At 61.1% G+C, this 25,948-nt stretch carries 26 protein-coding genes; 9 read left to right on the forward strand and 17 right to left on the reverse strand.

Going from position 1 to position 25,948, the window contains the following annotated elements; all coding sequences use genetic code 11:
* Positions 1–176: 176 nt before the first annotated feature.
* The 7 genes from grxD to QF629_03175 all read right to left on the reverse strand — a co-directional run bounded on the left by grxD (position 177) and on the right by QF629_03175 (position 5,532).
* A complete protein-coding gene (gene grxD, locus QF629_03145; protein MDP6012532.1) occupies positions 177–518 on the reverse strand; it encodes a Grx4 family monothiol glutaredoxin in 342 nt (113 codons plus the stop codon).
* Positions 519–554: 36 nt separating this feature from the next.
* Positions 555–794 carry a BolA family transcriptional regulator gene (locus QF629_03150; protein ID MDP6012533.1) on the reverse strand — a complete coding sequence of 80 codons (240 nt, stop codon included), beginning with the start codon at positions 792–794 and terminating at the stop codon, positions 555–557.
* A 12-nt stretch (positions 795–806) separates the two neighbouring features.
* Positions 807–2,960 (reverse strand): phosphoribosylformylglycinamidine synthase subunit PurL, encoded by a 2,154-nt coding sequence (gene purL, locus QF629_03155; protein ID MDP6012534.1) that lies wholly within the window; start codon positions 2,958–2,960, stop codon positions 807–809.
* On the reverse strand, positions 2,953–3,621 hold the full coding sequence (gene purQ / locus QF629_03160) for a phosphoribosylformylglycinamidine synthase subunit PurQ (GenBank protein ID MDP6012535.1): 669 nt from the start codon (positions 3,619–3,621) through the stop codon (positions 2,953–2,955). Before purQ ends, purL begins: the two co-directional genes overlap by 8 nt.
* Positions 3,622–3,626: 5 nt before the next feature.
* Positions 3,627–3,869, reverse strand: coding sequence for a phosphoribosylformylglycinamidine synthase subunit PurS (gene purS, locus QF629_03165; protein ID MDP6012536.1), 243 nt, complete (start codon positions 3,867–3,869; stop codon positions 3,627–3,629).
* Positions 3,866–4,630, reverse strand: coding sequence for a phosphoribosylaminoimidazolesuccinocarboxamide synthase (locus QF629_03170; GenBank protein MDP6012537.1), 765 nt, complete (start codon positions 4,628–4,630; stop codon positions 3,866–3,868). Before QF629_03170 ends, purS begins: the two co-directional genes overlap by 4 nt.
* Positions 4,631–4,776: 146 nt before the next feature.
* Positions 4,777–5,532: an NRDE family protein gene (locus tag QF629_03175; GenBank protein ID MDP6012538.1), complete on the reverse strand. Its 756-nt coding sequence runs from the start codon at positions 5,530–5,532 to the stop codon at positions 4,777–4,779.
* A gap of 107 nt (positions 5,533–5,639) precedes the next feature.
* Here QF629_03175 and QF629_03180 point away from each other — a divergent pair, with 107 nt between their 5' ends.
* Positions 5,640–5,960: a DUF1476 domain-containing protein gene (locus QF629_03180; GenBank protein MDP6012539.1), complete on the forward strand. Its 321-nt coding sequence runs from the start codon at positions 5,640–5,642 to the stop codon at positions 5,958–5,960.
* 200 nt (positions 5,961–6,160) lie between these two features.
* On the opposite strand, the gene QF629_03185 is transcribed toward QF629_03180, so the two are convergent.
* The 7 genes from QF629_03185 to QF629_03215 form a co-directional block, all read right to left on the reverse strand.
* Entirely contained in the window at positions 6,161–7,828 is a 1,668-nt protein-coding gene (locus QF629_03185) for a thiamine pyrophosphate-binding protein (GenBank protein ID MDP6012540.1), read from the reverse strand.
* A gap of 230 nt (positions 7,829–8,058) precedes the next feature.
* Positions 8,059–9,360 carry an adenylosuccinate lyase gene (gene purB, locus QF629_03190; GenBank protein MDP6012541.1) on the reverse strand — a complete coding sequence of 434 codons (1,302 nt, stop codon included), beginning with the start codon at positions 9,358–9,360 and terminating at the stop codon, positions 8,059–8,061.
* A gap of 10 nt (positions 9,361–9,370) precedes the next feature.
* Positions 9,371–11,368, reverse strand: a complete 1,998-nt coding sequence (locus QF629_03195; GenBank protein ID MDP6012542.1) for a bifunctional aldolase/short-chain dehydrogenase — start codon at positions 11,366–11,368, stop codon at positions 9,371–9,373.
* 39 nt (positions 11,369–11,407) lie between these two features.
* Positions 11,408–12,097, reverse strand: coding sequence for an SDR family NAD(P)-dependent oxidoreductase (locus tag QF629_03200; protein ID MDP6012543.1), 690 nt, complete (start codon positions 12,095–12,097; stop codon positions 11,408–11,410).
* Positions 12,098–12,119: 22 nt separating this feature from the next.
* A complete protein-coding gene (locus QF629_03205; GenBank protein ID MDP6012544.1) occupies positions 12,120–12,287 on the reverse strand; it encodes a pentapeptide repeat-containing protein in 168 nt (55 codons plus the stop codon).
* Positions 12,288–12,409: 122 nt separating this feature from the next.
* On the reverse strand, positions 12,410–12,700 hold the full coding sequence (locus QF629_03210) for a lipocalin-like domain-containing protein (GenBank protein ID MDP6012545.1): 291 nt from the start codon (positions 12,698–12,700) through the stop codon (positions 12,410–12,412).
* 204 nt (positions 12,701–12,904) lie between these two features.
* A complete protein-coding gene (locus QF629_03215) occupies positions 12,905–14,005 on the reverse strand; it encodes an enolase C-terminal domain-like protein (protein ID MDP6012546.1) in 1,101 nt (366 codons plus the stop codon).
* Positions 14,006–14,170: 165 nt separating this feature from the next.
* On the opposite strand from QF629_03215, the gene QF629_03220 reads away from it, so the two are divergent.
* Positions 14,171–14,455: a polymer-forming cytoskeletal protein gene (locus tag QF629_03220; protein MDP6012547.1), complete on the forward strand. Its 285-nt coding sequence runs from the start codon at positions 14,171–14,173 to the stop codon at positions 14,453–14,455.
* Positions 14,456–14,623: 168 nt separating this feature from the next.
* Here QF629_03220 and map read toward each other — a convergent pair whose 3' ends face one another.
* On the reverse strand, positions 14,624–15,484 hold the full coding sequence (gene map / locus QF629_03225) for a type I methionyl aminopeptidase (protein MDP6012548.1): 861 nt from the start codon (positions 15,482–15,484) through the stop codon (positions 14,624–14,626).
* An 8-nt stretch (positions 15,485–15,492) separates the two neighbouring features.
* A complete protein-coding gene (gene sfsA / locus QF629_03230) occupies positions 15,493–16,212 on the reverse strand; it encodes a DNA/RNA nuclease SfsA (protein ID MDP6012549.1) in 720 nt (239 codons plus the stop codon).
* Positions 16,213–16,305: 93 nt separating this feature from the next.
* On the opposite strand from sfsA, the gene QF629_03235 reads away from it, so the two are divergent.
* The 4 genes from QF629_03235 to QF629_03250 all read left to right on the forward strand — a co-directional run bounded on the left by QF629_03235 (position 16,306) and on the right by QF629_03250 (position 21,139).
* Positions 16,306–17,070, forward strand: coding sequence for a molybdopterin-binding protein (locus QF629_03235; GenBank protein ID MDP6012550.1), 765 nt, complete (start codon positions 16,306–16,308; stop codon positions 17,068–17,070).
* A gap of 826 nt (positions 17,071–17,896) precedes the next feature.
* Positions 17,897–18,259 carry a hypothetical protein gene (locus QF629_03240; protein ID MDP6012551.1) on the forward strand — a complete coding sequence of 121 codons (363 nt, stop codon included), beginning with the start codon at positions 17,897–17,899 and terminating at the stop codon, positions 18,257–18,259.
* An 89-nt stretch (positions 18,260–18,348) separates the two neighbouring features.
* Positions 18,349–18,606, forward strand: coding sequence for a hypothetical protein (locus tag QF629_03245; protein MDP6012552.1), 258 nt, complete (start codon positions 18,349–18,351; stop codon positions 18,604–18,606).
* A 247-nt stretch (positions 18,607–18,853) separates the two neighbouring features.
* Complete coding sequence (locus QF629_03250; GenBank protein MDP6012553.1) at positions 18,854–21,139, forward strand: adenosylcobalamin-dependent ribonucleoside-diphosphate reductase; 2,286 nt, start codon at positions 18,854–18,856, stop codon at positions 21,137–21,139.
* A gap of 136 nt (positions 21,140–21,275) precedes the next feature.
* Here QF629_03250 and gph read toward each other — a convergent pair whose 3' ends face one another.
* Positions 21,276–21,950 (reverse strand): phosphoglycolate phosphatase, encoded by a 675-nt coding sequence (gene gph, locus QF629_03255; GenBank protein MDP6012554.1) that lies wholly within the window; start codon positions 21,948–21,950, stop codon positions 21,276–21,278.
* A gap of 26 nt (positions 21,951–21,976) precedes the next feature.
* On the opposite strand from gph, the gene glmU reads away from it, so the two are divergent.
* The 3 genes from glmU to QF629_03270 form a co-directional block, all read left to right on the forward strand.
* A complete protein-coding gene (glmU, locus tag QF629_03260; GenBank protein ID MDP6012555.1) occupies positions 21,977–23,311 on the forward strand; it encodes a bifunctional UDP-N-acetylglucosamine diphosphorylase/glucosamine-1-phosphate N-acetyltransferase GlmU in 1,335 nt (444 codons plus the stop codon).
* A 3-nt stretch (positions 23,312–23,314) separates the two neighbouring features.
* A complete protein-coding gene (glmS, locus tag QF629_03265; GenBank protein MDP6012556.1) occupies positions 23,315–25,138 on the forward strand; it encodes a glutamine--fructose-6-phosphate transaminase (isomerizing) in 1,824 nt (607 codons plus the stop codon).
* Positions 25,139–25,425: 287 nt separating this feature from the next.
* The coding region (locus tag QF629_03270) for a transposase (protein MDP6012557.1) at positions 25,426–25,948 on the forward strand (523 nt) is incomplete at its 3' end.

Genomic DNA, 25,948 nt, shown 5'->3' on the forward strand with positions numbered 1-25,948 from the left:
ACGTTGGTATCATTGGCGACAGAAATGACGCGGTTCTTGCAGTTAGTAGCATGACTTCCGAGATAGGAAGTAGCCTAGCAACGAGGGCTCGGCGCATGGATATCTCACCTGGTGGGAACTAGAAAGGGCCGCTCCGGTGGGGAGCAGCCCTCTGGGAAATGAGGAGTGTGGTAGAGTCATGCGGCTTCTACCTCAATGCCGTGCTTGCCCATGAGGTCGCTCAGCTCGCCGTTCTCGTACATCTCACGCACGATGTCGGCACCGCCGACAAATTCGTTGCGGACATAAAGTTGTGGAATGGTCGGCCAGTTGCTGAACTGCTTGATGCCTTCGCGGATGTCGGGCTCGTTGAGCACGTCGATGCTCTTAAACTTGACGCCCATGTGACTCAGCACCTGGACCACCAGGGCAGAAAAGCCGCATTGTGGGAAGATCGGCGTGCCTTTCATGAAAAGCACGATGGGATGAGAGGCGATCTCGGATTCGATACGTTCGGATACGGGGGTGCCGTCGGTCATGGTCAAGTCTCCTTACTTGTGTGCCTGTCCGGCCGGTCAGGCATCGTCCGGTACAGAGGTTTGAATGGCGAGGGCATGCAGCGCGCTGGCCATGTTGCCCTGCAGTGCAGCATAGACCATCTGGTGCTGCTGCACCCGCGACTTACCCTGAAACGAGGGCGAGCTGACATAAGCTGCATAGTGGTCACCGTCGCCGCGCATATCTTCCAAGCGCACTTCAGCGTCGGGAATGCCCTCGCGGATCAAGCGCTCGATTTCGCTGGCGTCCATCGCCATGGTGGTATCCCTCTAGTCGTTGGCCATATAGGCCGGCAGCCAGCATTCGCGCGCTGCCTGCAAGTCATCCACCGATATGGCACTGGTGCCATTGCGTGTCAACGCACCGCCACCGCTGGTCCCTATTGCACTGGCTGCAACCCCGGCCGCCGTGGCGGCAGCGAGGACAGCATCAGCTTCGTCAGTCGCAATTACGTAGCGCGCCTGATCCTCACCGAACAGCCAGCCGGCGTCCTCAGGCCCCTTGATATCTGCACCGATGCCACTGGCGGCCACCATCTCGGCGATTGCCACGTAGAAGCCGCCGTCGGAGATATCATGGCAGCAAGAGATGTGGCCCTGCTCTATCAGGCCGCGTACGAAATCGCCGTTCTTGCGCTCCGTGGCGAGATCGACAGGCGGCGGCGTGCCGCGGTCGTCGCCGAGCAGAAGGCGGGCATAGAGCGATTGACCGAGATGGCCGTCGCCATCGCCGATAAGGATAAGCGCAAGATTGGGGCTAGGGATGGCAGGGGTGGCCAAGTGCGCGATGTTGCCGATCAGGCCGATGCCGCCAACCTGCGGGGTGGGTGGAATATTACGACCCTCGGTCTCGTTATAGAAGGAGACATTTCCTGAAACAATTGGAAAATCAAGAGCTTGACAGGCATCGCTCATGCCCCGCAAGGCAAAGACGAACTGCGCCATGATCTCGGGTCGTTCGGGATTACCGAAATTCAGGCAGTCGGTGATGGCAAGCGGCATCGCGCCGGTGGCGCTCAGGTTGCGCCAGGCCTCGGCCACGGCCTGCATGCCACCTCGTTCAGGATCGGCCTCGCAATAGCGCGGCGTGCAGTCGGTGCTTATGGCGAGGCCTTTGTCGCTGTCGTGGACGCGCACCACCGCCGCGTCGCTGCCTGGCCGCTGCACGGTATCGCCCATTACCATGTGATCATATTGGTCCCAAATCCAGAGCCGCGAGCCGAGGTCGGGACCGGATAGCAAGGCCAGCAGGCCGTTCTCAAAATTGGCGTCCGGCAGTGCAGGCAGGGGTTCAGGCTTAGGCGGCTCACTATAGGGCCGATCGTAGCACACGCCTTCAGCCAGCGGCCCGACGGGCATGTCAGCGACGACCTCGTCCTCCCAGGTCAGCAACAGGCGATTACCGTTTGTGACCTCGCCGATGACCGCGAAATCGAGCTCCCACTTTTTGAAGATCGCATGCGCCTTGGCCTCAGCGCCGGGGCGCAGCACCATCAGCATGCGCTCCTGGCTCTCGGAGAGCATCAACTCGTAAGGGGTCATGCCTTCTTCGCGTGCCGGCACTTTGTCGAGCGCGAGGTGGAAGCCGGCATTGCCCTTGGCCGCCATCTCGACCGCCGAGGAGGTCAACCCGGCTGCGCCCATGTCCTGGATACCGATGATGGCGTCGGTGGCCATTAATTCCAGACAGGCTTCGACCAGCAGCTTTTCCGTAAACGGATCGCCGACCTGCACCGTCGGGCGCTTCTCCTCGACGTCGCCGCCGAACGAGGCGGAGGCCATCGAGGCGCCATGAATGCCGTCGCGTCCGGTTTTCGAGCCGACATAAACTACCGGACTGCCGACGCCGCTGGCAGTGGCGTAGAAGATGCGGTCGGCATCGGCCAAGCCTACCGTCATGGCATTGACTAGAATGTTGCCGTCGTAGCGCGCGTCGAACGAGCATTCGCCACCCACCGTCGGTACACCGATGCAGTTGCCGTAGCCGCCGATGCCGCTCACCACACCGGCCACCAGGTGCCGTGTTTTGGGATGCTCTGGCGAGCCGAAGCGCAGACAGTTGAGGTTGGCTACGGGCCGTGCACCCATGGTGAAGATGTCACGCAAGATGCCACCGACACCCGTCGCCGCGCCCTGATAGGGCTCGATATAGGAGGGGTGGTTATGGCTCTCCATCTTGAAGATGGCGGCCTGGCCGTCGCCGATATCGACCACACCGGCATTCTCGCCTGGCCCCTGAATGACCCATGGCGCGTTTGTTGGCAGTTTTGCCAGGTGCATACGCGAGGACTTATAAGAGCAATGCTCGCTCCACATGGCCGAGAAGATTCCGAGCTCGGTGATATTCGGCTCGCGCCCGAGATGCTGCAAGATATCGTTATACTCGGCTTCGCTGAGGCCGTGCTCGAGCGCGATCTCACGCATTGATGCTCTCGGTCAGTCCCGCGAACAGCCGGGCACCGTCGCTGCCGCCGAGCTCGGGCTCGATGGCGCGCTCAGGGTGGGGCATGAGCCCGACGATGCGGCCCGTCCCATCCGCTATGCCGGCGATATCGTTTTGGGCGCCGTTGGGTGCGCCGTCGGCATAGCGGAAGGTGATGCGACCTTCACCTTCGAGTCTGGCTAGGGTCTCGGCATCAGCGAAGTAGTTGCCGTCATTGTGGGCTATGGGGAAGCTCACGCGCTCGCCAACTTCGTAAGGTGTGGTGAAGGGGGTATCGGTATTTTCAACGGTCAGTGCGACGTGGCGGCAGAGAAAGCGCAGGTCGCGATTGCGCATCAGCACGCCGGGCAGCAGGCCGGATTCAGTAAGTACGTGGAAGCCATTGCATATGCCGAGCACGGCGACGCCGGCTTTGGCGCGCGCCAGCACTTCGTGCATCACCGGCGATAGTGAGGCCATGGCGCCCGAGCGCAAATAGTCGCCAAAGGAGAAGCCACCGGGCAGCACGATCAGATCAAGGGGCGGCAATTCTGTCTCGCCATGCCAGATCATCGTCGGCGCCGTACCGGTGGCTCCTCCAATCGCCACCGCCACGTCGCGATCACAGTTGGAGCCGGGAAAGACGATGACGGCGGCGCGCAGTGCGCTCATTCGGCGATATCTATCGAGTAGTCTTCGATCACGGTGTTAGCAAGCAGCTTGGCGCACATGGCATCGACCGTCGCACGGACGGTCTCGGCATCCGTCCCGGCGAGATTGAGCTCGATATACTTGCCTTGGCGTACCTCGTCGACGCCCTCAAAGCCGAGGTGGCCGAGGGCGTTCTCGATGGCCTTGCCTTGCGGGTCGAGCACGCCCGGCTTGAGCACGATATGGACTTTGGCCTTCATTGCATGGTCTCCGGGCCCTGCAGGTCGCGCGGACCGCTCTCGGGTAATATGCCGAGGCGTCTGGCCACTTCCTGATAGCCTTCCTCGACATTGCCGAGGTCGCGGCGGAAGCGATCCTTATCGAGTTTCTCGTTGGTCTTGAGATCCCAGAGGCGGCAATTGTCGGGGCTGATCTCGTCAGCCAGTACTACGCGCATGTCGTCGCCCTCGTAAAGCCGACCGAACTCTACCTTGAAGTCGATCAACCGGATGCCGACGGCGAAGAACAGGCCGCCGAGGAAGTCATTGATGCGTAGTGCCATCGACAGCATCTCGTCTAGCTCCTGCGGCGCCGACCAACCGAAGGCGGTGATATGCTCTTCCGAGATCATCGGATCGTCGAGCTCGTCGGACTTGTAATAGTACTCGACGATGGAGCGCGGCAGGGGTGTGCCCTCGGCCACGCCGAAGCGCTGGGTGAACGAGCCCGCGGCGATAGTGCGTACCACCACTTCGATGGGGATGATCTCCACCTCCTTGATGAGTTGCTCACGCATGTTGAGGCGGCGCACGAAATGCGTCGGGATGCCGATGTCCGCCAGCCGCGTCATCAGGTACTCCGAGATGCGGTTATTAAGCACGCCCTTGCCGGTGATCGTGCCCTTCTTCTTATTGTTGTAGGCGGTGGCGTCGTCTTTGAAGTATTGCACCAGGGTGCCGGGCTCTGGCCCCTCAAACAGGACTTTTGCCTTGCCTTCAAAAATTTGTCTGCGGCGCGACATGGGGTTCCCTTTCCCGGGCGGCGAAGACCAAAAACGGCCTCCGATGAAGGCCGTTCGCGAGCCTCTACATACGCCAAACGGCGTTAGTGTACAATGCCTAGAAAGAAATTAGAGAACACATTAAACATATATTATAGTATATTGTTTTATATATTAATAATTACTTCATTATACTGGGTTTTGTTGGGTTTGCCGGGGGCAAATCGCCAGTGCCACGTCGCTTGAAGGTCATCGACCGGTGCTAGGGCGATGAGGGAACTCGACACCGTGGCGAAACCGTGCTCGGTAATCACGCACATTGCGGCCAGGGGGTCAGCCTGGGCAGTGGAGCCGGTATCCGCCATCAGCGTCTGCCAAGCGGCCCAACCGCCGGTATCGGGCTCCGGTATCTCAGCCTCGCGAAAGCGGTCGATATAGGCATCGACGCGTGGTGAGCGGCGGTCGTTGGGATCGTGTGAGGTAACCATGGATAGCCCTTCGGACAAGGCTGATACACCGACTTCCGCGTCGCCCTGATGGCGCACGAAGAAGGCATCGCGGGCGTCGGCGATCACCAAGTTGAATGGCTGCCAGGCACGGCCATCAAGATCGGTCAGGGCTTCCGCAGCGGCTCTGGCTTCGGCGTGATCGAGCGCTTCAAGCACCAGCTCGCCCCGCGAACGCATACCGGGTGCCGGCCCGAGTGTGCCCAGTCGGTTGAGAATTCCGGCTAATATCCCGTGATCATTCACCCCGAGCCAGCTGCCGCCGGCCTTCAGATCGTGGCCGGCCACCACATCCGGGCGGTCTGCCCAATGCCGGCCCGGTGGCACCCAGGGTCGTTCTTCCATCTCGTCGCGATTGGTAGCGACGATCAGTGGCCAGTCGTTCGCCGGCCGGTGCAGCAGGATGAGGGTGCACATTGGATTGCAGCCTAGTTTGATTTCGAGCGCGGACAAGGTAGTAAGGAGGAGACTTAGGCACAATATGCAAGCCTTGGAGCCGCACCACATAACAATCTGGGACAGCCATGACCACTTTCGACAATCGTGAGCGCGACGCTGAGAAAAAGTTTGAACATGACGAGGAGCTACGCTTCAAGGTCACCGCGCGGCGGAACAAGCTTTTGGGCCTATGGGCGGCAGAGCTTCTGGGCCTGACTGGCGAAGCGGCGGAGGCCTATGCCAAGGAGGTTGTGCTATCTGACTTTGAGCGTCCCGGCGACGAGGATGTGCTGGAGAAGGTGTTGCGCGACTTCGAGGGGAAGGGCGTCAATACGGATGCCACCAAGATCCGTGTGCAGATGGACGACCTGATGGGTGAGGCGCGCGTGCAAATCATGAGCGAGTAGCTTCGCGATAGGTGGCGTCGACGAGGGCCACTATGCCTGTCCACCGGCGTATGTCCCTGGATCCACGGTTTTCGGCCGGTACTCTAGCGTCACAAGACGCGCCTCACCGCATGACCACATAGCTGGGCGACCCGGTATGGCGACAATGAGAACGAGGGCGAGAAATCTCATGCAGCCAGCCGATATTGCTTAAAGTTCGATTATACCTTTTCTTTCTGCGCTGCCATAGATGGCGGTGGCACGAAATAGGGCGGGAAGGTACCGATCGCAGCCATGTTTACCTCGACAAGCACTGGGCCGTCGATGGCGATGCTCTCGGCGACCGTGGGGCCGAGGGCCGCGGCGCTAGTCACGCGCCGGAAAGGTACGCGGGCGAGCGCGGCAAGCGCTTCGAAGTCTGGGCCCGAAGGCTTGTCGTAGACATGGCGACCGCCGTATAGCCTGTCCTGAATGTGGCGGATGACGCCGTAGCCGCCATCGTTCATGACCAGGAACACGACATCGGCGCCGGCGTCCGCGGCGGTCCAGATTTCTGCCAAGCTAAGATAGAAGGCGCCATCGCCGCACATGCTGACAACTTTGCGCCCGCCAGCTCCGAGTGCCGCGCCGATACCGAAAGGCAGGCCCGGACCGATCGCGGCGCTGACCGGATAGACGTTGTCGCGTGGGTCATGGACCGGAAAGATGCGGTTGCCCCAGGTGCTGTTGTTGAGCGTTACGTCACGCACCCAAACCGCGTCGCGCGGCATGGCCTGGCGCAAATCGCCCGGAAAACTGCGATAGGGACCCAGATAGTCCCGATAGGCCTCAGTGGCTCGTGCCTTGAGCGCCGCGACCTCCTCGCCGTAGCCGGCCTCGATAGCAAGCCGACCGGCAACGCGCCTGGCCAGTGCGGTGAGGGTCAGGGAGCTGTCGGCGCAGACGAAATGCTCGCTCGTATAGGTGCGGCCATTGGCGCTGGTATCGACATCGATCTGCGCCCGTCGCGCCGGTAAGGCAAGGCTCATGTCACGCGTCTCGTGACCACGCAGACGCGAGCCTGCGACGATGAGCAGATCGACGCTAGCGTAGAACTCCTCGATCTCAGGGGTGCCGTTGAGGCCGCCGAGGGTGAGCGGATGATCCTCGTCGACCACGCCGCGCCCGTTCCAGCTCGTCACCAGCGGGACGCCGAGATCGACGAGGCTCGCTGCCGCCTCGGTTGCATGGCGTGCGCCGCTGCCCAGCCAGAGCATAGGCCGGTGGGCGCCTACTAACAGGTCACACAGGGTGGAAAGTGCGGCTTCATCGGGCGCCAGTGCCGGCGGCACCGGTAAGGAAAAGTCCTCAAGCTGGCGCGGACGTTGCAGGGTCGTGCGCAACACGTCGATCGGGATCTCGACACTGACCGGTCCGCGCGGTGGTGTCAGGGCCTCCGCGGCAGCACGGGTCAGTACGCCAAGTGCAGTATTGGCAGAGCGTACGCGATAGGCCGCCTTGCCCACGGACGCCATCATGCGTAGTTGCTCGGGCGCATCATGGACCATGCCCTGTTGGCGGTCGACATTGGTGGTAGCGGTCTGGCCGGTGATGTGGAGCACTGGGGAGCCTGCAAAATGTGCTTCGAGCAGTCCGCCCGCAGCATTGGCAGCGCCCGGTCCAGTGCTGGTGATGACGACGCCGAGTGCGTCGGAGACCCGCGCATGTGCATCCGCCATATGCGCTGCCCCCGCTTCTCCTCGCGCCGGCACGAAGCGGATGGCGTTGCGTCGGCCGATGGCATCCAGGAGCGGGATGTTATGTACCGAGATCACGCCATAGGCGGTTTTCACGCCGCAGGCCTGTAAAAACTCTGCGGCTATATCGCCGACAGTTATCTCGTCCGTCATTCGCACCTCTCCGGAAATGGGTCCGACTGGAATAGCGATCTCGGCCTAAAGCGTAAAGCTTTGCTCCTAGGCTGGTGGTTCGCAGCGGATATAGGAACCGAGCTTGGCTGGGGGTGGCAGGGGCGTTGGCTAGTTTTGCCTTGATGGCGTTATCGTCCCGATCGGGTCCTTGACGGACCAGTGCTTCGGCCCGGCTTCCTTGAACCAGAATTCGAGAACGGCTTGCCGCCTCATGGTCGTGGGCTGAACACGCGTGCGAAAATGGTGTCCACATGGCGCATATTGTGCGTTTCGTCGAAGAGATCGGCGATCGCCCCGGCATCGAGATGCTTGGCAATCTCATCATCCGCGCCCAGCAGAGAGCGGAAATCGCCCTCGCCCCGCCACGCGGGCATGGCGCAGCGTTGCACGGCGCGGTAAGCAGCCTCGCGGCTCATGCCCGCCTGGGTGAGCGCCAGCAGCACGTTCTGCGAATGCACTAAGCCGCCCAACATGTCGAGATTGCGGCGCATGTTTTCGGGATAGACTGTAAGCTTGTCTATAATGCCGGTCAGGCGGGTGAGGGCGAAGTCAAGCGTTACCGTTGCGTCTGGGCCGATATTGCGCTCCACCGAGGAATGGGAGATGTCGCGCTCGTGCCACAGCGCCACGTTTTCCAGGGCCGGGGTGACGGCGGCGCGCACCAGCCGCGCCAGTCCGGTCAGGTTTTCGGTTAGCACCGGATTGCGCTTGTGAGGCATAGCGGACGAGCCCTTCTGCCTGACCGAGAAGAACTCCTCCGCCTCGCGCACCTCGGTCCGCTGTAAATGGCGGATCTCGGTAGCTAATCGCTCGACCGAGCTGGCTATGACGCCGAGGGTGGCAAAGAACATGGCGTGACGGTCGCGCGGGATGACCTGGGTGGACACCGTCTCCGGTGCTAGACCCAGGCGCTGGGCCACATGCGCTTCAACCCGTGGATCGATGCCGGCGAAGGTGCCGACGGCGCCCGATATGGCACAGGTCGCGATTTCGGCCCGCGCCGCCAGCAGACGCGCGCGGTTGCGGTCGAACTCGGCATAGGCCTGGGCGAGTTTGAGTCCGAAGGTGGTGGGCTCGGCGTGAATGCCGTGGCTGCGGCCAACGCAGATTGTCGTCCTGTGCTCGCGCGCCCGGTTTTCCAACACCATCAGCAGTGCGTCGAGGTCGGCAACCAGGATGTCGCTGGCACGCGTGAGTTGCACCGCGAAACAGGTGTCGAGCACATCCGACGAGGTCAGGCCCTGATGCACAAAGCGCGCCTCCTCGCCGACATGCTCGGCGAGGTTGGTCAGGAAGGCGATGACGTCGTGCTTGACCCCAGTCTCGATTTCGTCGATGCGCGCCACCTCGAAATCGGCGCGTTCTGCCAATGCCGCGGCGACACCTTTCGGAATCACACCGAGTTCTTCCTGCGCCTCGCAGGCATAGCGCTCTATATCGATCCAGATCTGGAAGCGCGTCTCCCGCTTCCAGATAGTGGCCATCTCCGGCCGGGTGTAGCGGGGAATCATACTATCGTCCTCAGCGTAGGGCGGCGGCGATGTTGCCGCCGTCAACGGTCATTACGGCGCCGGTGGTTTTTCCGGCCAGCGCAAGATTTAAAAATGCCTCAGCCACATCATCAGCCGTTACCTCGCAACCTAATAGATTATTAGACATATAAGTTTCTTCCGCGAGACCGCGGGCGCTGGCACGCGCCGCGATCATGTCATTACTCATCAGGCCGGAGCGGATGCGGTCGGCGTTGACGGCATTGGCGCGTATACCATCGCTGCCGTAATCGAGCGCATATTGCCGGCTGAGGAATAGCGTTGCCGCCTTGGGCAGGCCGTAGGGGCCAAAATCGCGACCGGGATTGACCGCCTGCTTGGAGACGTTGAACAGCAGCACGCCGCCGGTTCCCTGCGCTAGCATGATCTTCACGGCGGCTTGAGAAACGCGTTGGTGGCCGAAGAAGTTAAGCTCGAAGCTATGGCGCAGAGCCGTTTCATCCACCTCGCCGATGCGCCCCTGCCAGGCTGCACCGGCATTGGAGACGAGAATGTCGAGACCGCCATGACGGCAGCAAATCTCGGTGAAAGCTGCATCCACGGAGGCCTGGTCGGTTACATCGCAGGCGAGGTCCGCGGCGTTGCCGTCAAGATCGAGTGTCATGACCGTGGCGCCGGCGCCTGCGAGCGAGCGTGCTATGGCCGCCCCGATGGTGCCGGCACCCCCCGTGACGGCGGCGATTTGGCCCGCCAGCGGCTTTTCGGTGCCGTCGCCGAGTTTGGCCTGCTCCAGCGACCAGTATTCGACATCAAACAAGTTGGACTCGTCGATGCTTGTGAAGCGGCCGAGGCCCTCGGCATCGCCGACCACGGCAACGCTGGCTTCGGCGAGGTCGGCAGCGATGCGGGCTGCGTCGGCGCTGGCACCGATACCAAACAAACCTAGCCCGCGCACCATGACCACACGGGGGACGCTGTCGAGCTGTGTCTTAGGCACACCGTCAAGGCCATTGTTCCGGGCGAAGTAGGCATCGTAATCGGCCTTGAAATCATTCAACGCCGCCTCTGCCATCTGGCGCCATTCGTTCAGCTTTTTCGCTTCCGTTGCGGGTAGGAGTAAAGGCTTGCCCTTCGTGCGGATGACATGGTCGGGCGTGACCACGCCGGCCTGGCCGTAGCGCGCCAGCTCTTCGCCATTAACATAGTCGAGCACGGCTTCGCCGCCGCGGTAATCGAGCAGCCAGCACTTGCCGCCCAGCAGCCCGCGTAGCACCGGCGCCACCACTTCCAGCGGCGCCAGCGAAGCCGGCAGCGCCACGGGCACGAAGCGCGCGCTGCCGGCTTGGGCCAGCCTTTCCTCGGCAAGGCCTACCAGTTCGATCATGTGGCGATAGGCCTCCTCGGCGCTTTCGCCGAAACTGACGATGCCGTGCTTTAGTAAGACCAGTCCTTCGACGTTTGGGTTTGCGGCACGCACCTCGTAGGCTTTCTGAGCTAGGGCAAAGCCTGGCATGATGTAGGGCACCAGCGCGGCGCGCTCACCATATACCTCGGCGCTCAGTTCAGCGCCGTTAGGTTGATCGGTCAGCGCCAACACTGGCCAAGCGTGTGTGTGGTCGATGAATTTGTCGGGCAGAAAAGCATGCAGTAGCGCTTCGACCGAGGGATTGGGCGCTCTGCTGTCGAGTAGGCTGAGGTGCAGGGCGTTGACCATGTCCTCGTTGGAGAGCCTGTCCAGCGCTAGTAACGGCCGCACAGCTTCGAGACGCATGGCGGGCAGGCCGGGCGCCTCGATATGACTCATGTCCCAGCCCGATCCCTTGACGCAGAGCACGTTGCAGGCGTTGCCGGCGATGTCGTGCATAATCGTCTTTACGGAGGTGTTGCCGCCGCCGTGCTGCACCAGCCGCGGCTCACCGCCGAGCAGACGCGTGGTGTAGATGCGCATCGCTACGTCCTCGCCGATACCATCCTCAGCGTAGCGCGCGGCAGCCGCCTGAGCGTCGGCGTCTGACCAGAGATTTTCCATGCGTTCTGAATAGGGCCGAGCCGGACGCCGGTCAACTGCTCAGAAGCTCTCGCCCCAGGGCCGTAGTTCGACCTCCCACGACCAGGCGCTGCGGTGCTGCTTGTGGACAGCGTGATAGGTTTCTGCGATGGCGTCCGGATCGAGCATGCGATCGCCGGAATCGCTGCTCGTGCCAACTCCGCGGATGCCGCCGTCGATGACGAAATGGGCGATGTGCAGGCCTTGCGGAGACAGCTCCCGCGCCATGCTCTGGGCCAGCCCACGCAGTCCGAACTTGCCCATGGCGAACGGTGCCGAGCGAGCATAGCCTTTAACGCCTGCCGAGGCGCCTGTGAAGAAGATGCTGCCGGTGCCGCGGGGCAGCATGACGCGTGTAGCCGCCTGGGCAACAAGAAAGGCACCGAAGCAGGTAACTGCAAGTGCCGTCTCGACTTCGTCCGACACCAGGTCGACGAGAGGGCCCCGCGGCCGCCAGCTCGGATTGTAGACGACCAGATCTAGCCGGTCGTGACGATCGCGAATGGCGTCGAAGAGTACGGCCACCTGATCCGACTTGGTGGCATCGCACGTCTGTGCGCTTGCGCCTGTCTCGTCGCATAGCGCCGATAGCTTGTCAGTGTTGCGCGCGGCGAGCACAATCTCGTGGCCATCTGAGGCGAAGCGGTGAGCGAGGCTAGCGCTGAGGCCGCTGCCGGCCCCGACGATCAAAGTGCAGGGTCTGTCTGTCATGTCTCGCGCTCCGGGATAGAGGTTAACAGTATCTGTGCTTTTTCTTTCCGTTTGGCAGGGTAACGGCGCAGAGGTGGATGTTATTCAGGTCGGCGCTGATAAGGTGTGCGCCTGACAGCTCGGTGATGGACAGGTTGGCAACGCGGAAATTGAACTTCGAGAGATCACGGTTTGACCAGTTGACGTTCACCAGATCACAGCCGGGCAGGCGATGATGAAAAATCTCACGACACCTCCCAGATAACAATGGTGACCGCCCTTGCGATGGCCAGCGCGGCAATCCCGGAGGATGACCCGGCTGGCATGTTGCATCTACCCCGCGTCGGGCTTCCAGGTCAGCTCCAGAAACACATGGGCGCCGTCACTCGAAATCCGCGGCGTGCGCAGAATGAGCGGATCGCCATCAATCTGGAATATATGTTTTTGCTCGGTGCCGACCCAGTTGGGATTCCACGCGCTATCGACGTGATGGGTAACGCTGCCTTCCGACACCTCATAACGGCCAGTATAGGCGAACATGGTAGAATACGCGATGGCGCGCCCGCTTTCGGGCGCGCTGGTCGCGTCGCTTAAAAGGCCCGGATGATTCTCGGTCGCGCGTATAGTTATAACGTGTCCGTCGGCGGTCTAGATGAGGTGGGCGTTTCCCCACGCCATTTCGTTGTGCCAGCCCACGCTGTTGGTGATGCCCACGGATTTGAGCTTCCAGGTACCGACTAACTCCGACGCTTGGGTGGACGAGACGGCTATGTACGTTACAGCGACGCTGAGACACAGGGCAATGAGACGAGATATGGCTGGTTTCCTTTATCCTTCGTAAAGGTTAGCGCGCACTATGTCTTCGTTCCATTCGAGGCCTAGGCCTGGGCGGTTAGGAATATGTAGCTCACTATTTATAATGGGGTACGGCTCCTGCAGAAGAGGGTTTACCCAACTCTGCCACTCCAGCCAATGGGCAGTCTCTGTCACGCGCATGACATGGGCTCCGACCTCCGGGTAAAGATGTGTCGACATAGGGATGCCGGCCCCGGCCGCGATGCCCGCCGCCTGCAGCCAGCCGGTGACGCCGCCGATGCGCATGAAGTCGGGCATCACGAGGTCGCAGGCCTTCATCTCGAGCGCCACGGCCATATCGCGCGGTCCGTAAAAATTTTCACCGATTTGCAGCGGAGTCTTGAGACCGGCGGCGAGCTTGGCATAGCCGCCATAGTTTTCGTAGAGCACGGGCTCTTCGAGCCAGGCCAACCCGGCATCGTCTAGGTGATGGCATCGCTCGATTGCTTCGGCCATGTCTAGGCCTTGGTTAAAGTCGACCATCAGTCGCATATCCTCGCCGACCGCGTTGCGTACCGCCGCGAGGGTAGCGTCGTCGTCTGCAATGCGCTCTCGCCCGAGGCGTAATTTAAGGCCTGCGAAGCCGCCCTCGTCGCGCAGTTTCAACGCTTCCGCAGCCACGGCTTCCGGCGCCTTGAGCCAGAGGCCGTTGCTGTTATAGGCGCGCACTGGGTGCGGCGAGCTGCCGAGCAGGGTGCAGAGCGGCACCTCCGCGGCCCGCGCCAGGGCATCCCAGGCTGCCATGTCGAGGCCCGAGGCGGCGATCATGGCGAGCCCGCCATAACCCACGAAATGGAGCGACTTGCGGGCCGCCTGGTAGAGTTCGAACGGTGCCACCTTTTGCCCTGTCAGCATCTCGCTCATATCCTCCAGCGCTGGCACCAGATAGCGCATAGACTTGGCCACATAGGGCTCGAGATAGGCACGTCCGGTCACGCCTTCGCGGGTGTGGAGGTCGATCAGGATCAGTGGCCACTGGTCGATGGTAGCGATGCGTAATACCGGCGGGCGTTCCAGTGTCAGTACCACTGGACGCGCCACCAATTTCTCAAAAGTCAGGGTCTCGAGGGGCATGACAAATCTTTCCTTGCGGGGCGGGAAAGGTGCCAGCAGTGTCGCAGAGAGGCAAGTGCCTCGCGCCGCGACACCGAAGAGCGTCTAATTTCTGCCAATAAGGGAAGCAGCTGGATCGCAGTCGCGTTCAACAAGCCAGATGAGCCTACGAGCAGAAGTGTGCCCATGAGCGACGAACAATCTCGGACGACCCCCAGCCGCGGCCTGACCGTTTGCGCCGGGGTCCGGGTGGTCGGCGTGGTCAATGTCGAGATTGCGCACATCCTCGGCGTGGTTGAGGGCAACGTCAATGCACGCTCAGTGTGCATCTCCGAAAGCGCCGAAGTGACCGGTGATGTGCTTTACGAGAAGTTGGTCTTCGACGAGGGTGTGACGCTAGATGGGCAATGTCGCCGCAACACGGGCGGCGCCAGGACCGTGCCGAAACTCTATACTGCCGCGGATGGCTGAGGTCTTACCGGCGATCTTTATCGGCGGGACGTTTAAAGGTGAACGGAGCGCGAGCCGCGCTAGGCGGCGAACAGAAGTATCTCGAGAACCCCGCAGCCGGCAGCGGCGTCCGCACTGCCCATTTAAAGGCGCAGGCGCAGCCTGGAGGCGTGATCCATTTCGTGGCGGTCACCCATAGGGTGGTTGGTAGAGACCGGCTGGCGAGAGGGTAAAAATCTCGTGGCCATCGGCGGTTACGGCGACCGTGTGCTCAAACTGCGCCGACAGCGAGCGGTCCTTGGTCACGGCCGTCCAACTGTCGCCGAGGATCTTTGTTTCGTGGCGGCCGAGATTGATCATTGGCTCGATGGTGAACAACATGCCTTCCTGTAGCGTCATGCCGCTGCCGGGGCGGCCGTAATGGAGAACGCTTGGCACGTCGTGAAAGAGGCGGCCGATACCGTGGCCGCAAAAATCGCGCACCACCGAACAACGGTGCCTCTCGGCATGGTTCTGAATGGCATGACCGATGTCACCAAGGGTGGCGCCGGGGCGCACGGCAGCGATTCCCAGCATCATCGCCTCGTAGGTCACGTTGGTCAGCCGCGCAGCCTTGCGCGGCACTTCGCCAAGCCAGAACATGCGGCTGGTGTCGCCGTGCCAACCGTCGAGAATGACCGTAATATCGATATTGATGATATCGCCCTTACCCAACTTCTTGGCGTCGTCTGGAATGCCGTGGCAGACTACATGGTTGACCGACGTGCAGATGGACTTGGGAAAGCCGCGGTAGTTCAGGGGCGCTGGCACGGCGTCGTGCTCAACGATGAAATTGTGACACAGTGTATCGAGGAGGCCCGTGGTCACACCCGGCACCACGTGCGGTGCGATGAAGTCCAGAACCTCGGCGGCCAGGCGACCAGCCCTGTGCATACCGTTGAAGGCTTCCTCACCGTGGATACGGACAGCACGCCCGTCTTCGCTGCGCCGAAGCTCTTCCGGTCGCGTGCTCGAGTCCAACCCGGCTATGTTTGACGTCGCTTTCTTCATGCTCTCCACTATCCGGTCTCGTTTCTGTTGGGCAGCTTCAGCGGAAGAGGGCGGTTGGCGACGATCGCCTCAGTGTTGAGGCGGCAATCATAGCACAGCGACTCCACGCCCCGTGTGATGGCGCGTGCAAATGCGGCTTCGTAAGCCGGATCGATATCGCCGGCCACGGCAAAGCTGTCGCAGTCCTCACGTTGTACGAGATAGATCATCACCGCACGATGACCAGCCTCGATCATATCGCCAAGCTCTTCCAAATGTTTGGCGCCGCGCTTGGTCACGGCATCGGGGAACTCGGCCGGACCGTCGCGTTTAAGGTGGACGTTCTTGACCTCGACATAGCAGGCGGGGCGGGCGGCGTCCTCAAGCAGGATGTCGATACGGGAATTCTTGCCGTAACGCACCTCGCGCCGCAGCGTCCCGTAGCCAGCAAGTTCAGGGATGGCACCGGCAGCGATGGCCTCGGCGACGATAGTGTTCGGCAAGGCCGTGTTGATGCCTACCAGGCGGCCATTGATCCGCGCCAGCTCCCACGACCAACGCAGCTTGCGCTGGGGATTGCGAGCCGGTGATAGCCAAGCCTCGAGCCCCGGCTCAGCGAGGCCCGTCATGCTGCCTGGATTGGCGCAATGGGCGGTAATCTCGCTGCCGTCGTCCAAACGCATATCGGCCAGAAAGCGCTTGTAACGCTTAATCAGCGTGGCGCGCACGAGGGGATCGGAGAATCGCATTACCCGACCATAGGGAGCGGCGCCGTGACGCTCAACCGGCTTGGGTGACGGATATCTCTCCGGTATGCTTGGCCGGGAGAAGGAGAAGCCTCCATGCCAAACGATATCGTCCCCCAGCCCACAGCGTGCGCGCTTATCATCGGCAATGAGATTCTGTCGGGGCGCACGGCGGATGTGAACCTCGGGCATATTGCGGGTCGGCTCACCGAGTCCGGTATCAGGCTTGCCGAGGCGCGCGTGATTTCCGACATCGAGAAGGAGATCGTGGCAGCCGTGAATGCCTGTCGCGTGCGCTATGACTACATTTTTACGACCGGCGGCATCGGGCCAACCCACGACGACATCACCGCTGAATGCATCGCCAAGGCCTTCGGCGTCGAATTAGAGCAAAACCCGGCGGCGCTGGCGATCCTCGAAGAGCAGTATCGCGAGCGCAACATTGAGCTTAACGATGCTCGCAAGCGCATGGCTAACATGCCCGCGGGCTCCGAACTGGTGCAGAATAAGATTTCCGGCGTGCCGGGCTTCCGCACCGGCAATGTCTTCGTGCTTGCCGGTGTGCCGCAAATCATGCAGGCGATGCTCGAAGCGGCGCTGGAGACGGTCAGTGGCGGCACGCCGACTCGCTCGTGCACCGTCGTCGCCTACCTTTCCGAAGGTGCGCTTGCCGGGCCGCTCAGGGCCCTGCAGGGCGACTATCCGGATATCGACATGGGCAGTTATCCTTTCTACCGCGTCGGCCGCTTCGGCTCAAACCTGGTGTTGCGCGGCGCTGACATCGCCAGCCTCGAGGAGGCGGCGGGCCGACTGATGACGGTTATCGATGAGCTCGGCGGCGAGCCGGTCCTCGAAAAATAGGCCGTCTTGCAAGCCGGCTTGTCCATAATCGGGACTTGAACGGTGAGATGATCTGTCGCATAGGATGAATTGTTCATTGATGCCATGCGGGCGTGGCGGAATTGGTATACGCAACGGACTTAACGCGATACTTGAGTGCACCTCAGGAAACCGAGGATGTAGAACTGCTCAAATTCGGGGAAACCTGTCGAATGGCAATCCCGAGCCAAGCCCTGCTAGCGCTGGGAAGGTGTAGAGACTAGACGGGCAGCACCTAAGGCAATAGCTACGGTGAAGGGATAGTCCAGACCACAAACCTTGCTGGGGCAAGGGCGGTGAAAACCGTAGTTGGTACGAAAATCCGTTGGGCTTATGCCCATGAGGGTTCGAGTCCCTCCGCCCGCACCAATTTCATATAGATTAGAGGGCGCTGAAATGAGTGTGGCTTGATAGCCACAAGCGGAAGAACGACACCACGATACGCCAGGTTAAAACGATCCCTTTCACATGGAAATGGCTTAACTGGTCAGGCGGTATTCGCTGATAATCGGCGGATTCAATTCAATCTGGATGTCGACGGCCTTGGCGGTGGCGAAGAGTGTTGAGGTGTTTCCCTCGCCACCTTGCTTGCCAGCATGCCAAGCGGTGCGGTGCCAATGGGGATATTGGCTACTTCGACAGGAGCGAAAGGGGCCCGCTGCGGCATTATGGTGTTCGTGGGCATTTCGGCTTTTCCACGGATGTGGCTGGTACCGTGCTGATGCGACGGGGATAGCTGCAGGCCGTACAAACCGCTATCATATGTTTGCGAGAGGATTGAGACGGCGAGACGAGAGGGAGTAAACACGTGCCTGGACGATATTGCCGCGGCATGGCGCGGGCGATGGTGGCTGCCTTGTTTTCACTAGGGTCTACAGCAATCGGCGCGATGTCCGAGGACATCGGTGGTTATGCTAGGTGTGGGGCCGATTATGTCGAGATTCCGATCTCGTTGGGTCATCCTGATGAATGGGGCTTCGACCAACGAAAAAAGTCGCAGGAGCACTTCGGCGATGACTATTCACCCGAGGAGATCGATGCGGCGACGGCTAGCGACGGGGACTTCGAGGAGCAAGCGCTGGCCAACGGCCTGTTCGTCGTCGACTGTGCCGATGTGTTGCTGCCGACCGATGGTCAGTGGGAATATTTCGAAGACAGTTTCATGGACTGAATACCGGACCACGGCTAAAACAAGGGCGGTCCGCCGATCTGTCTAGCCGCCTCTCCCTTGACTTGCGCAGCGTCCAGGCGCCGCGGATTTTGGTCAAGAACTCAGCCATCCGAGAAGTCAACCTGCTGGCGCTCACCGCCATTACTAGGCAGCGCGTGCTGGCGTTGGCCGCAAGGACTTTGTGGTGCTCGCTAGCAGAGGTCAGGAAGCTCGCCAACGAGCCCCTAGATGCCCGGCTCAGTAGGGCTCGAAATCCGAACGGGTTTATCGTCATGATCGTGGCCGTCATCGGCAGTCCGAGCGGTGCCTTGGCGAGCGGTATGCAGCTGCGCTTGTTGCCCATTTAGATGGCACGAAACGGCGTTGTTTCGCTGGAGCCGATAGGATCGATCAGGTTGGTGATGCGGTCGTCGTTCCCCCTCAACGAGAGACCTTAGGCAGATTCGGAATCTCGATCATTGCGTCGTGTTGTCTTCGGCACGGCGGACCTTACTAGACGAATTGGTGTGTGCGGCGGAACTGTTGGGGCGAGGGGAACATAGTAAGAACAATTTCTTGACCGCTGGCGCCGTACAGCCGTAGACTTCAGGCATCATGAGCATCGCTATCACTCCAATATCCCATCAGATATGGGACATGAAATATCGACTCAAGCGGGCCGATGGCGAGGCCATGGATGGCACTCTCGACGACAGCTGGTGGCGCGTGGCGCGAGCCTTAGCGGCGCCGGAATTGGATGTCGAGGGCTGGGCTGAGCGCTTTCATGCGGCGTTGCAAGATTTCCGCTTCCTGCCGGGCGGTCGCATCATGGCCGGTGCTGGCAGTGAGCGCAAAGTGACGCTCGTCAACTGTTTTGTTATGGGCGACGTGGCCGATGATATGGCAGGAATTTTTGAATCCCTTAAGGAATCGGCGCTGACCTTGCAGCAGGGCGGTGGCATCGGTCTTGATTTTTCCGAACTGAGGCCGCGCGGTGCGCCGGTGCATGGGGTTGGCGCGGATTCCTCGGGTCCGGTTTCCTTCATGCGCGTCTGGGACGCCATGTGCCGCACCATCATGAGCGCCGGCCATCGCCGCGGTGCCATGATGGCCACGCTGGCCTGTAATCATCCGGACATCGAGGCCTTCATCGACGCCAAACGCCAAAGCGGCACGCTGTCCATGTTCAATCTCTCGGTTCTGGTCAGCGATGCCTTTCTGGATGCGGTGGCGCGCGATGGGCCCTGGAACCTAGCTTTCGGCGGCGTTACCTGGCGTACTGTGTCTGCTCGCGCCTTATGGGAGCGCATCATGCGCGCGACCTACAGCTATGCCGAGCCAGGTGTTATTTTTATTGATCGGGTAAATCAACGCAACCCACTGCACTACCTAGAGAATATTCGCTCTGCAAATCCATGTGGCGAGCAGCCGCTGCCAAGCTATGGAGCATGCTTGCTTGGCTCAATTAATCTTGCAAAATTGGTTAATAGGCCATTTACTGATGAAGCGAAAATCGATTTTTCTGAGCTTGAATCTCTGGTTACCGTGTCCGTACGCATGCTCGATAATGCGATCGATAATTCGCGTTATCCTTTGCCGGAGCAGGAGCGGGAGGCGGTGGCCAAAAGGCGCATTGGGCTCGGCATTACTGGGCTTGCCGATGCCTTGATCATGTGTGGGGCTCGCTATGGCGGGACCAAGGCGGTGGCACTCACCGAGCAGTGGATGACGGTCTTTCAACGCGCTGCCTATCTGGCTTCCTCGGCGCTGGCTCAGGAAAAGGGTGTCTTTCCGCTGTTCGATGTGGAGGAGCACCTGGCCGGTGAGTTCGTAGCCGGGCTAGAGCAGGAGGTGCGCCAGGCGATAGCCGACCACGGCCTGCGCAATGCCGTGATCACCTCGGTGGCGCCGACGGGCACGGTCTCTTTGCTGGCCGATAACGTTTCTTCGGGAATTGAACCCGTCTACGCGTTCACCTTCCAGCGCACCATGCTGATGCCCGATGGCAGCAATCGCTCTCTGGCGGTGAGCGACCATGCCTATCGCCAATATCGCGAGATGTTCGGCGAGGAGGCGCCGTTGACCGGCGCTTTCGTCGATGCCCAGTCACTGGTGCCGGCCGATCATCTGATCATGCAGGCGACAGTGCAGCGTTATATCGACAGCGCCATCTCGAAAACTATCAACTGCGCGGAGGCAATCTCTTTCGAGGATTTTGCATCAATCTATACGCGGGCATACGAGCTCGGCTGCAAGGGCTGTACTACCTATCGCCCCAATGCCATTACCGGTGCGGTTCTGGAGGCGGGAGAGGGTAGCCCCGCGGGCGATCAAGCGGAGTTGCCCCTCGAATCGCTAGCTGTGCGCCCTGCTGACGAATTCGATGCCGGCGGCGCCGCGACCATGACAAAGCCCCTCGACCGTCCGGAGGAGCTGCCCGGCTGCACCTACAAGCTGCGCTGGCCGGAGACCGAGCACGCCCTCTATATTACCATCAACGACATCATCCAGGATGGTCACCGCCGACCCTTCGAGATTTTTGCCAATTCCAAGAACATGGAGCATTATGCCTGGACCGCCGGGCTGATGCGTATGATCAGCGCCGTTTTCCGCCGAGGAGGCGACGTCTCTTTCGTGGTCGGTGAACTGAAGGCGGTGTTCGATCCGCGCGGCGGGCAGTGGATGGGCGGCACCTATGTGCCTTCACTGTTGGCAGCAATCGGCGATATCATCGAGCGTCACATGTTCGCCATCGGCTTTCTCGGTCAGGCGTCCGCCGCTGAGAATGCGCCTGCCTTGGCGCCATCGTCGCGGGCTTGCCCGCGCTGCGCCCGCCGCACCCTGGTGCGTCAAGAGAATTGCGACAATTGTACGGCCTGCGGTTATTCGAAGTGCGATTGACTTATATCAAAGCGGCCGCCTGCAGCTTCTCCCACTATCTGCCGGAGCCGAAGGATAGAGACCCCCCCCTTCGCTTTGAGGTCGTCGTTCGCCCACCATTTTCTCTTTGGCGGCTTCCGGCGGCCTCTTCTCGTTTTCACGGGACAAGCATTTCGGATAAGGCGGGCAGTAGCTCATCAAAATGGTCGATCAGGGCGTCCGCGCCAAGCTCGGCAGGGGCGATCCGCGTATAACCGAAACTCACCGCTACTACGGGTACGCGGGCGTTGCGTGCGGCCCTGACATCCGTCTTGCTATCGCCCACCATGACAGCGGCATCATGGGTGCCGCCGGCGCGGCCGATCGCCTCAAGCAGATGAGCCGGATTCGGCTTGCGCACTGCCAGGCTGTCGCCGCCGAGCACACTGGCAAAAAATCGGTTAAGCCCGAGCCGGGCAAGTATTACTTCGCTCATCGCTGCGGGCTTGTTGGTGCAAATGGCCAGCCGAAAACCCGCATCACTGAGCGCTTCCAATGCTGCGGTGACGCCGTCGAAGGTCACCGTGTTGTCAGTCATGCAGTCTTCGTAGTGAGCGAGAAACGAATCGCGTAGCGTCAACGGCAGGCCGTCGTTCCAGGGCCGTCCAGCAGCAGCGAAGCCGCGCTCGATCATCTTTACCGCGCCATCGCCTACCATGTGGCGCACCGCAGCCGTGGTTACGGGCGGCAGACCCTGCCCGTGGAGCACACGGTTGAGCGCTTCCGTCAGGTCCGGAGCGCTGTCAATCAGGGTGCCGTCTAGATCGAAGACAATGGTGGCGGTCTTGTGCATTGCTGCATCCCTTATATCCTAGAGCCATGACCAACAAGAACTCTGCTCCGCTCGCTATCGTGGTGCTTGCCGCAGGCAAGGGCACGCGCATGCGCTCCGCCCTGCCCAAGGTGCTGCATCCGCTTGCCGGCTTGCCGCTGGTTGGTCACGTGCTGGCGATGGCTGAGGCTCTGGTGCCAGAGCGCCGCTTGGTAGTAGTGAGCGAAGCCCAAGTAGGGGCCGCTGTCTCGCCTTGGCCGAGCGTGGTGCAGGAGTTACAGGAGGGAACCGGCCACGCCGTCATGCAGGCGGGCGATGCGCTCAGCGGTTTTACTGGCGATGTGCTGGTGCTATACGGCGATACGCCGTTACTTGAGGTGGAGACGCTGACGGCACTGCTCGATGCGCGCCGTAGCGCCACCGCTGCGGCGGCTGTGCTGGGCTTCCGCCCAGCCGATCCCGGGCTCTACGGCCGTCTGGTCTGCGACGATAACGGAAAGCTTGAGCGCATCGTCGAGGCACGCGACGCCGATGCTGCGATACTTGCGCTCGATCTCTGCAATTCCGGTGTTATGGCGCTCGACGGCGGGCCCCTACCGGGACTGCTGGCGCGACTCGACAATAACAATGCCAAGGGCGAATACTATCTGACAGACATCGTTGCCATCTCCGCTGCAGACGGGCGCCAATCCGTAGTGCTCGAAGCGGCAGAAGAGTCCCTGCTCGGCGTCGATAGCCGTGCCGACCTGGCGGTGGCGGAAGCAGTGATCCAGACTCGTTTGCGCGCACGGGCTATGGCCAGCGGCGCCACCTTGACCGACCCAGCAAGCACCTTCTTGAGCCACGACACCGTGCTTGAGCAGGATGTGACGGTCGGTCCTAACGTGGTTTTTGGTCCGGGCGTTCATATTGGCGCCGGCAGCGAGATCCTGGCGTTCTGCCATTTGGAAGGGGTGATGGTCGCGGCAGGTGCGCGCATTGGTCCCTTCGCCCGCTTACGCCCCGGCACGCGGCTTGGTGAGGGCGCACGGATCGGTAATTTCGTCGAGACCAAGGCGGCCGAGATCGCCGCCGGTGCTAAGGTCAACCACCTCAGTTATGTCGGCGATGCCAGCGTCGGCGCTGGCGCTAATATTGGCGCCGGCACCATTACGTGCAATTACGATGGCTTCTCCAAGCATCGTACGGAGATTGGCGCCGGCGCCTTTATCGGTTCAAACACCGCGTTGGTGGCGCCTGTGAGCATCGGAGACGGCGCCATGGTCGGCGCCGGCAGCACCGTGACGAAGGATGTTGAGGCAGATGCCCTGGCGGTGGCGCGGGGAGAGCAGCGCGACATCCCCGATGGTGCTGCCCGGTTTCGCCGCCAGCGAAAGGACTGATCCATGTGTGGCATCATCGGTGCCGTGGGCACAGCTGAGGCCACGCCGTTGTTGCTCGACGGGCTGCGTCGGCTCGAATATCGCGGCTATGATTCGGCGGGTGTGGCTACGCTGGTGGATGGTCATATCGAGCGTCGTCGCGCCGAGGGGAAACTGACCAACCTGGTGGCGGAGATAGAGATGGCGCCACTTGCCGGTACAATTGGCATTGGCCATACGCGCTGGGCGACCCATGGCGCGCCCAACACCGGGAATGCGCATCCCCATGCGAGCGCGCGCGTCGCCGTGGTCCATAACGGAATTATCGAGAACTTCCAGGCTCTACGCAAGGAGCTCGTGGCGGCCGGCCACACGTTCGATACCGACACCGACACCGAGGTTGTGGTTCATCTTTTGACCAGTGCGCTGGACAGCGGCGCTAGCCCGGAAGAGGCGACCGACGCCATGCTGGACCGGGTCGAGGGCGCCTTCGCCTTCGGCATTCTCTTCGCGGGTGAGGACGATCTTCTGGTAGGCGCGCGTCGCGGCAGCCCGCTTGCCGTCGGTTTTGGCGATGGCGAGATGTATCTCGGCTCCGATGCCATGGCGCTGGCGCCGCTTACCCGCCGCATTCTCTATCTCGAGGAGGGAGACTGGGTGGTGCTGCGGCGCGACAGCGCGCGTGTGCACGATGTCACAGGTGCCGAGGTCGAGAGACCGGTTCGAGAGACGGCGCTGACAGGCGCCGCTATTGGCAAGGGCGAGCATCGTCATTTCATGCACAAGGAGATCCACGAACAGCCCGGCGTCATCGGCGATACGGTGCACAGCTACTACAATCCTTCGGAGGGGCGCGTCGTGCTGCCGCCGTTGTCGGCCGATCTCGCCGCGGTCGAGCGCCTGACTATCATCGCCTGTGGCACATCATTTTATGCAGCACAGGTGGCACGCTACTGGTTTGAACGTTTTGCCAGACTACCCGTGGATATCGATATCGCCTCCGAGTTCCGCTATCGCCACCCCCCATTGAATTCCGGCGGTCTCGGCCTGTTCATTTCGCAGTCGGGAGAGACGGCGGATACGCTAGCTGCTCTGCGCCATGCCAAGACGCAGGGACAGCCGACCTTGGCGCTTGTCAACGTACCAGAATCTAGCATGGCGCGTGAGGCAGATGCAGTGTTACAGACCCTGGCAGGGCCCGAAATTGGAGTGGCCTCGACCAAGGCGTTTACGACTCAACTCGCCTCGCTCGCTTGTCTTGCCATCGCCTGCGGGCGCGCCCGCGGGATGGTCAGCTGCGAAGATGAGTTGCGGCTCGCTGGTGCGCTCGCCGAGGTGCCGGCGCGGGCGGCAGAGGTGCTGAGCCACGACGAGCGCTTGCGTCAGATCGCCGAGAGCATCCATCAGGTGCGCGACGTGCTTTATATTGGCCGCGGCACCTCCTTTGCCATCGCCCTTGAAGGTGCGTTGAAGCTCAAGGAGATCTCCTATATCCACGCCGAAGCCTATGCCGCAGGGGAGCTTAAGCACGGCCCCATCGCCCTGATTGACGACGGCATGCCGGTGATCGTCATCGCGCCCTCGGATGCGTTGTTCGAGAAAACCGCGTCGAACGTTGAGGAAGTTGCGGCCCGCGGCGGTCGCGTAATCTTGATCAGCGACGAGGCTGGTTGCGCGCGCCTCGCCGAGCGCGTCAGCGATAGCGTTGCCCTGCCGGAAGTTGACCCGCTAGTGGCACCCATCCTCTACGCTATTCCCGTTCAATTGCTGGCCTATCATGTTGCCGTCTTCAAAGGCACTGATATCGATCAGCCACGCAACTTAGCGAAATCGGTGACTGTGGAATAGTCTGGGAACAGTTGTTCTGTCTAGTTTTTTCCAGAATCTCCCTGATTTCCATTATAGGAATGCCCCAAAAAAAGTTTCCTCAAATTTACCCTTATTTCCAAATTGAAGTTGGGATATTTGGGTAATTATGGGGGTATCAGGAGACGCTGGGGGAGGAAATAAGAAAGTTAAGGAAAAGTGGTGGATGTATAAGCCCGCATTTCCCATATGAGCCTGCCAACAGATGCGATTTAGCCATAATTCTGATATAAGAATCAATGTGTTGGGCGTATCTGGGGGCAGGGCTAATGGCGAACCCGGAGGGTGAATCCGAAAACAAGCCGTTGCGGTTGGTTTTTGACCGCCGCCTGAAGCTGGAGTTCCACGGTTCCAGGATCACGTCCGATGCTGGTTTGCTTGCCTATCGCGAACTCGATGATGCCCTTGGTCTGACCGGCATGGTCGGCGATGAACTGGTTGACGCCCGCACGGGAAAGAACAGCCAACACGCAATGGCGGGATTGTTCCGGCAATCTGTTTTCGGTCGCCTTGGCGGCTACGAGGACGTGAACGACGCCGACCGTCTGGGTCGTGATCCGGCAATGCGCTGGATTGTCGGCGGTCGCGCCGTGGCCAAGGCTGCTGCATCGACCAGCCAGATGGGGCGCTTCGAGACCGAGTTTCTCGCCACCGACCAGAACCTCACCGCACTGGCTGATCTCTCCGGGCAATGGATCGACCGGGTGCATGAGCGGCATCCGCCGAAGACGATCGTGCTTGATATCGACAGCAGCGTCAGCCCGACTCATGGCGACCAGGAAGGCACGGCCT

The sequence above is a fragment of the Alphaproteobacteria bacterium genome, assembly GCA_030739735.1.
Lineage (GTDB): Bacteria > Pseudomonadota > Alphaproteobacteria > UBA7887 > UBA7887 > UBA7887.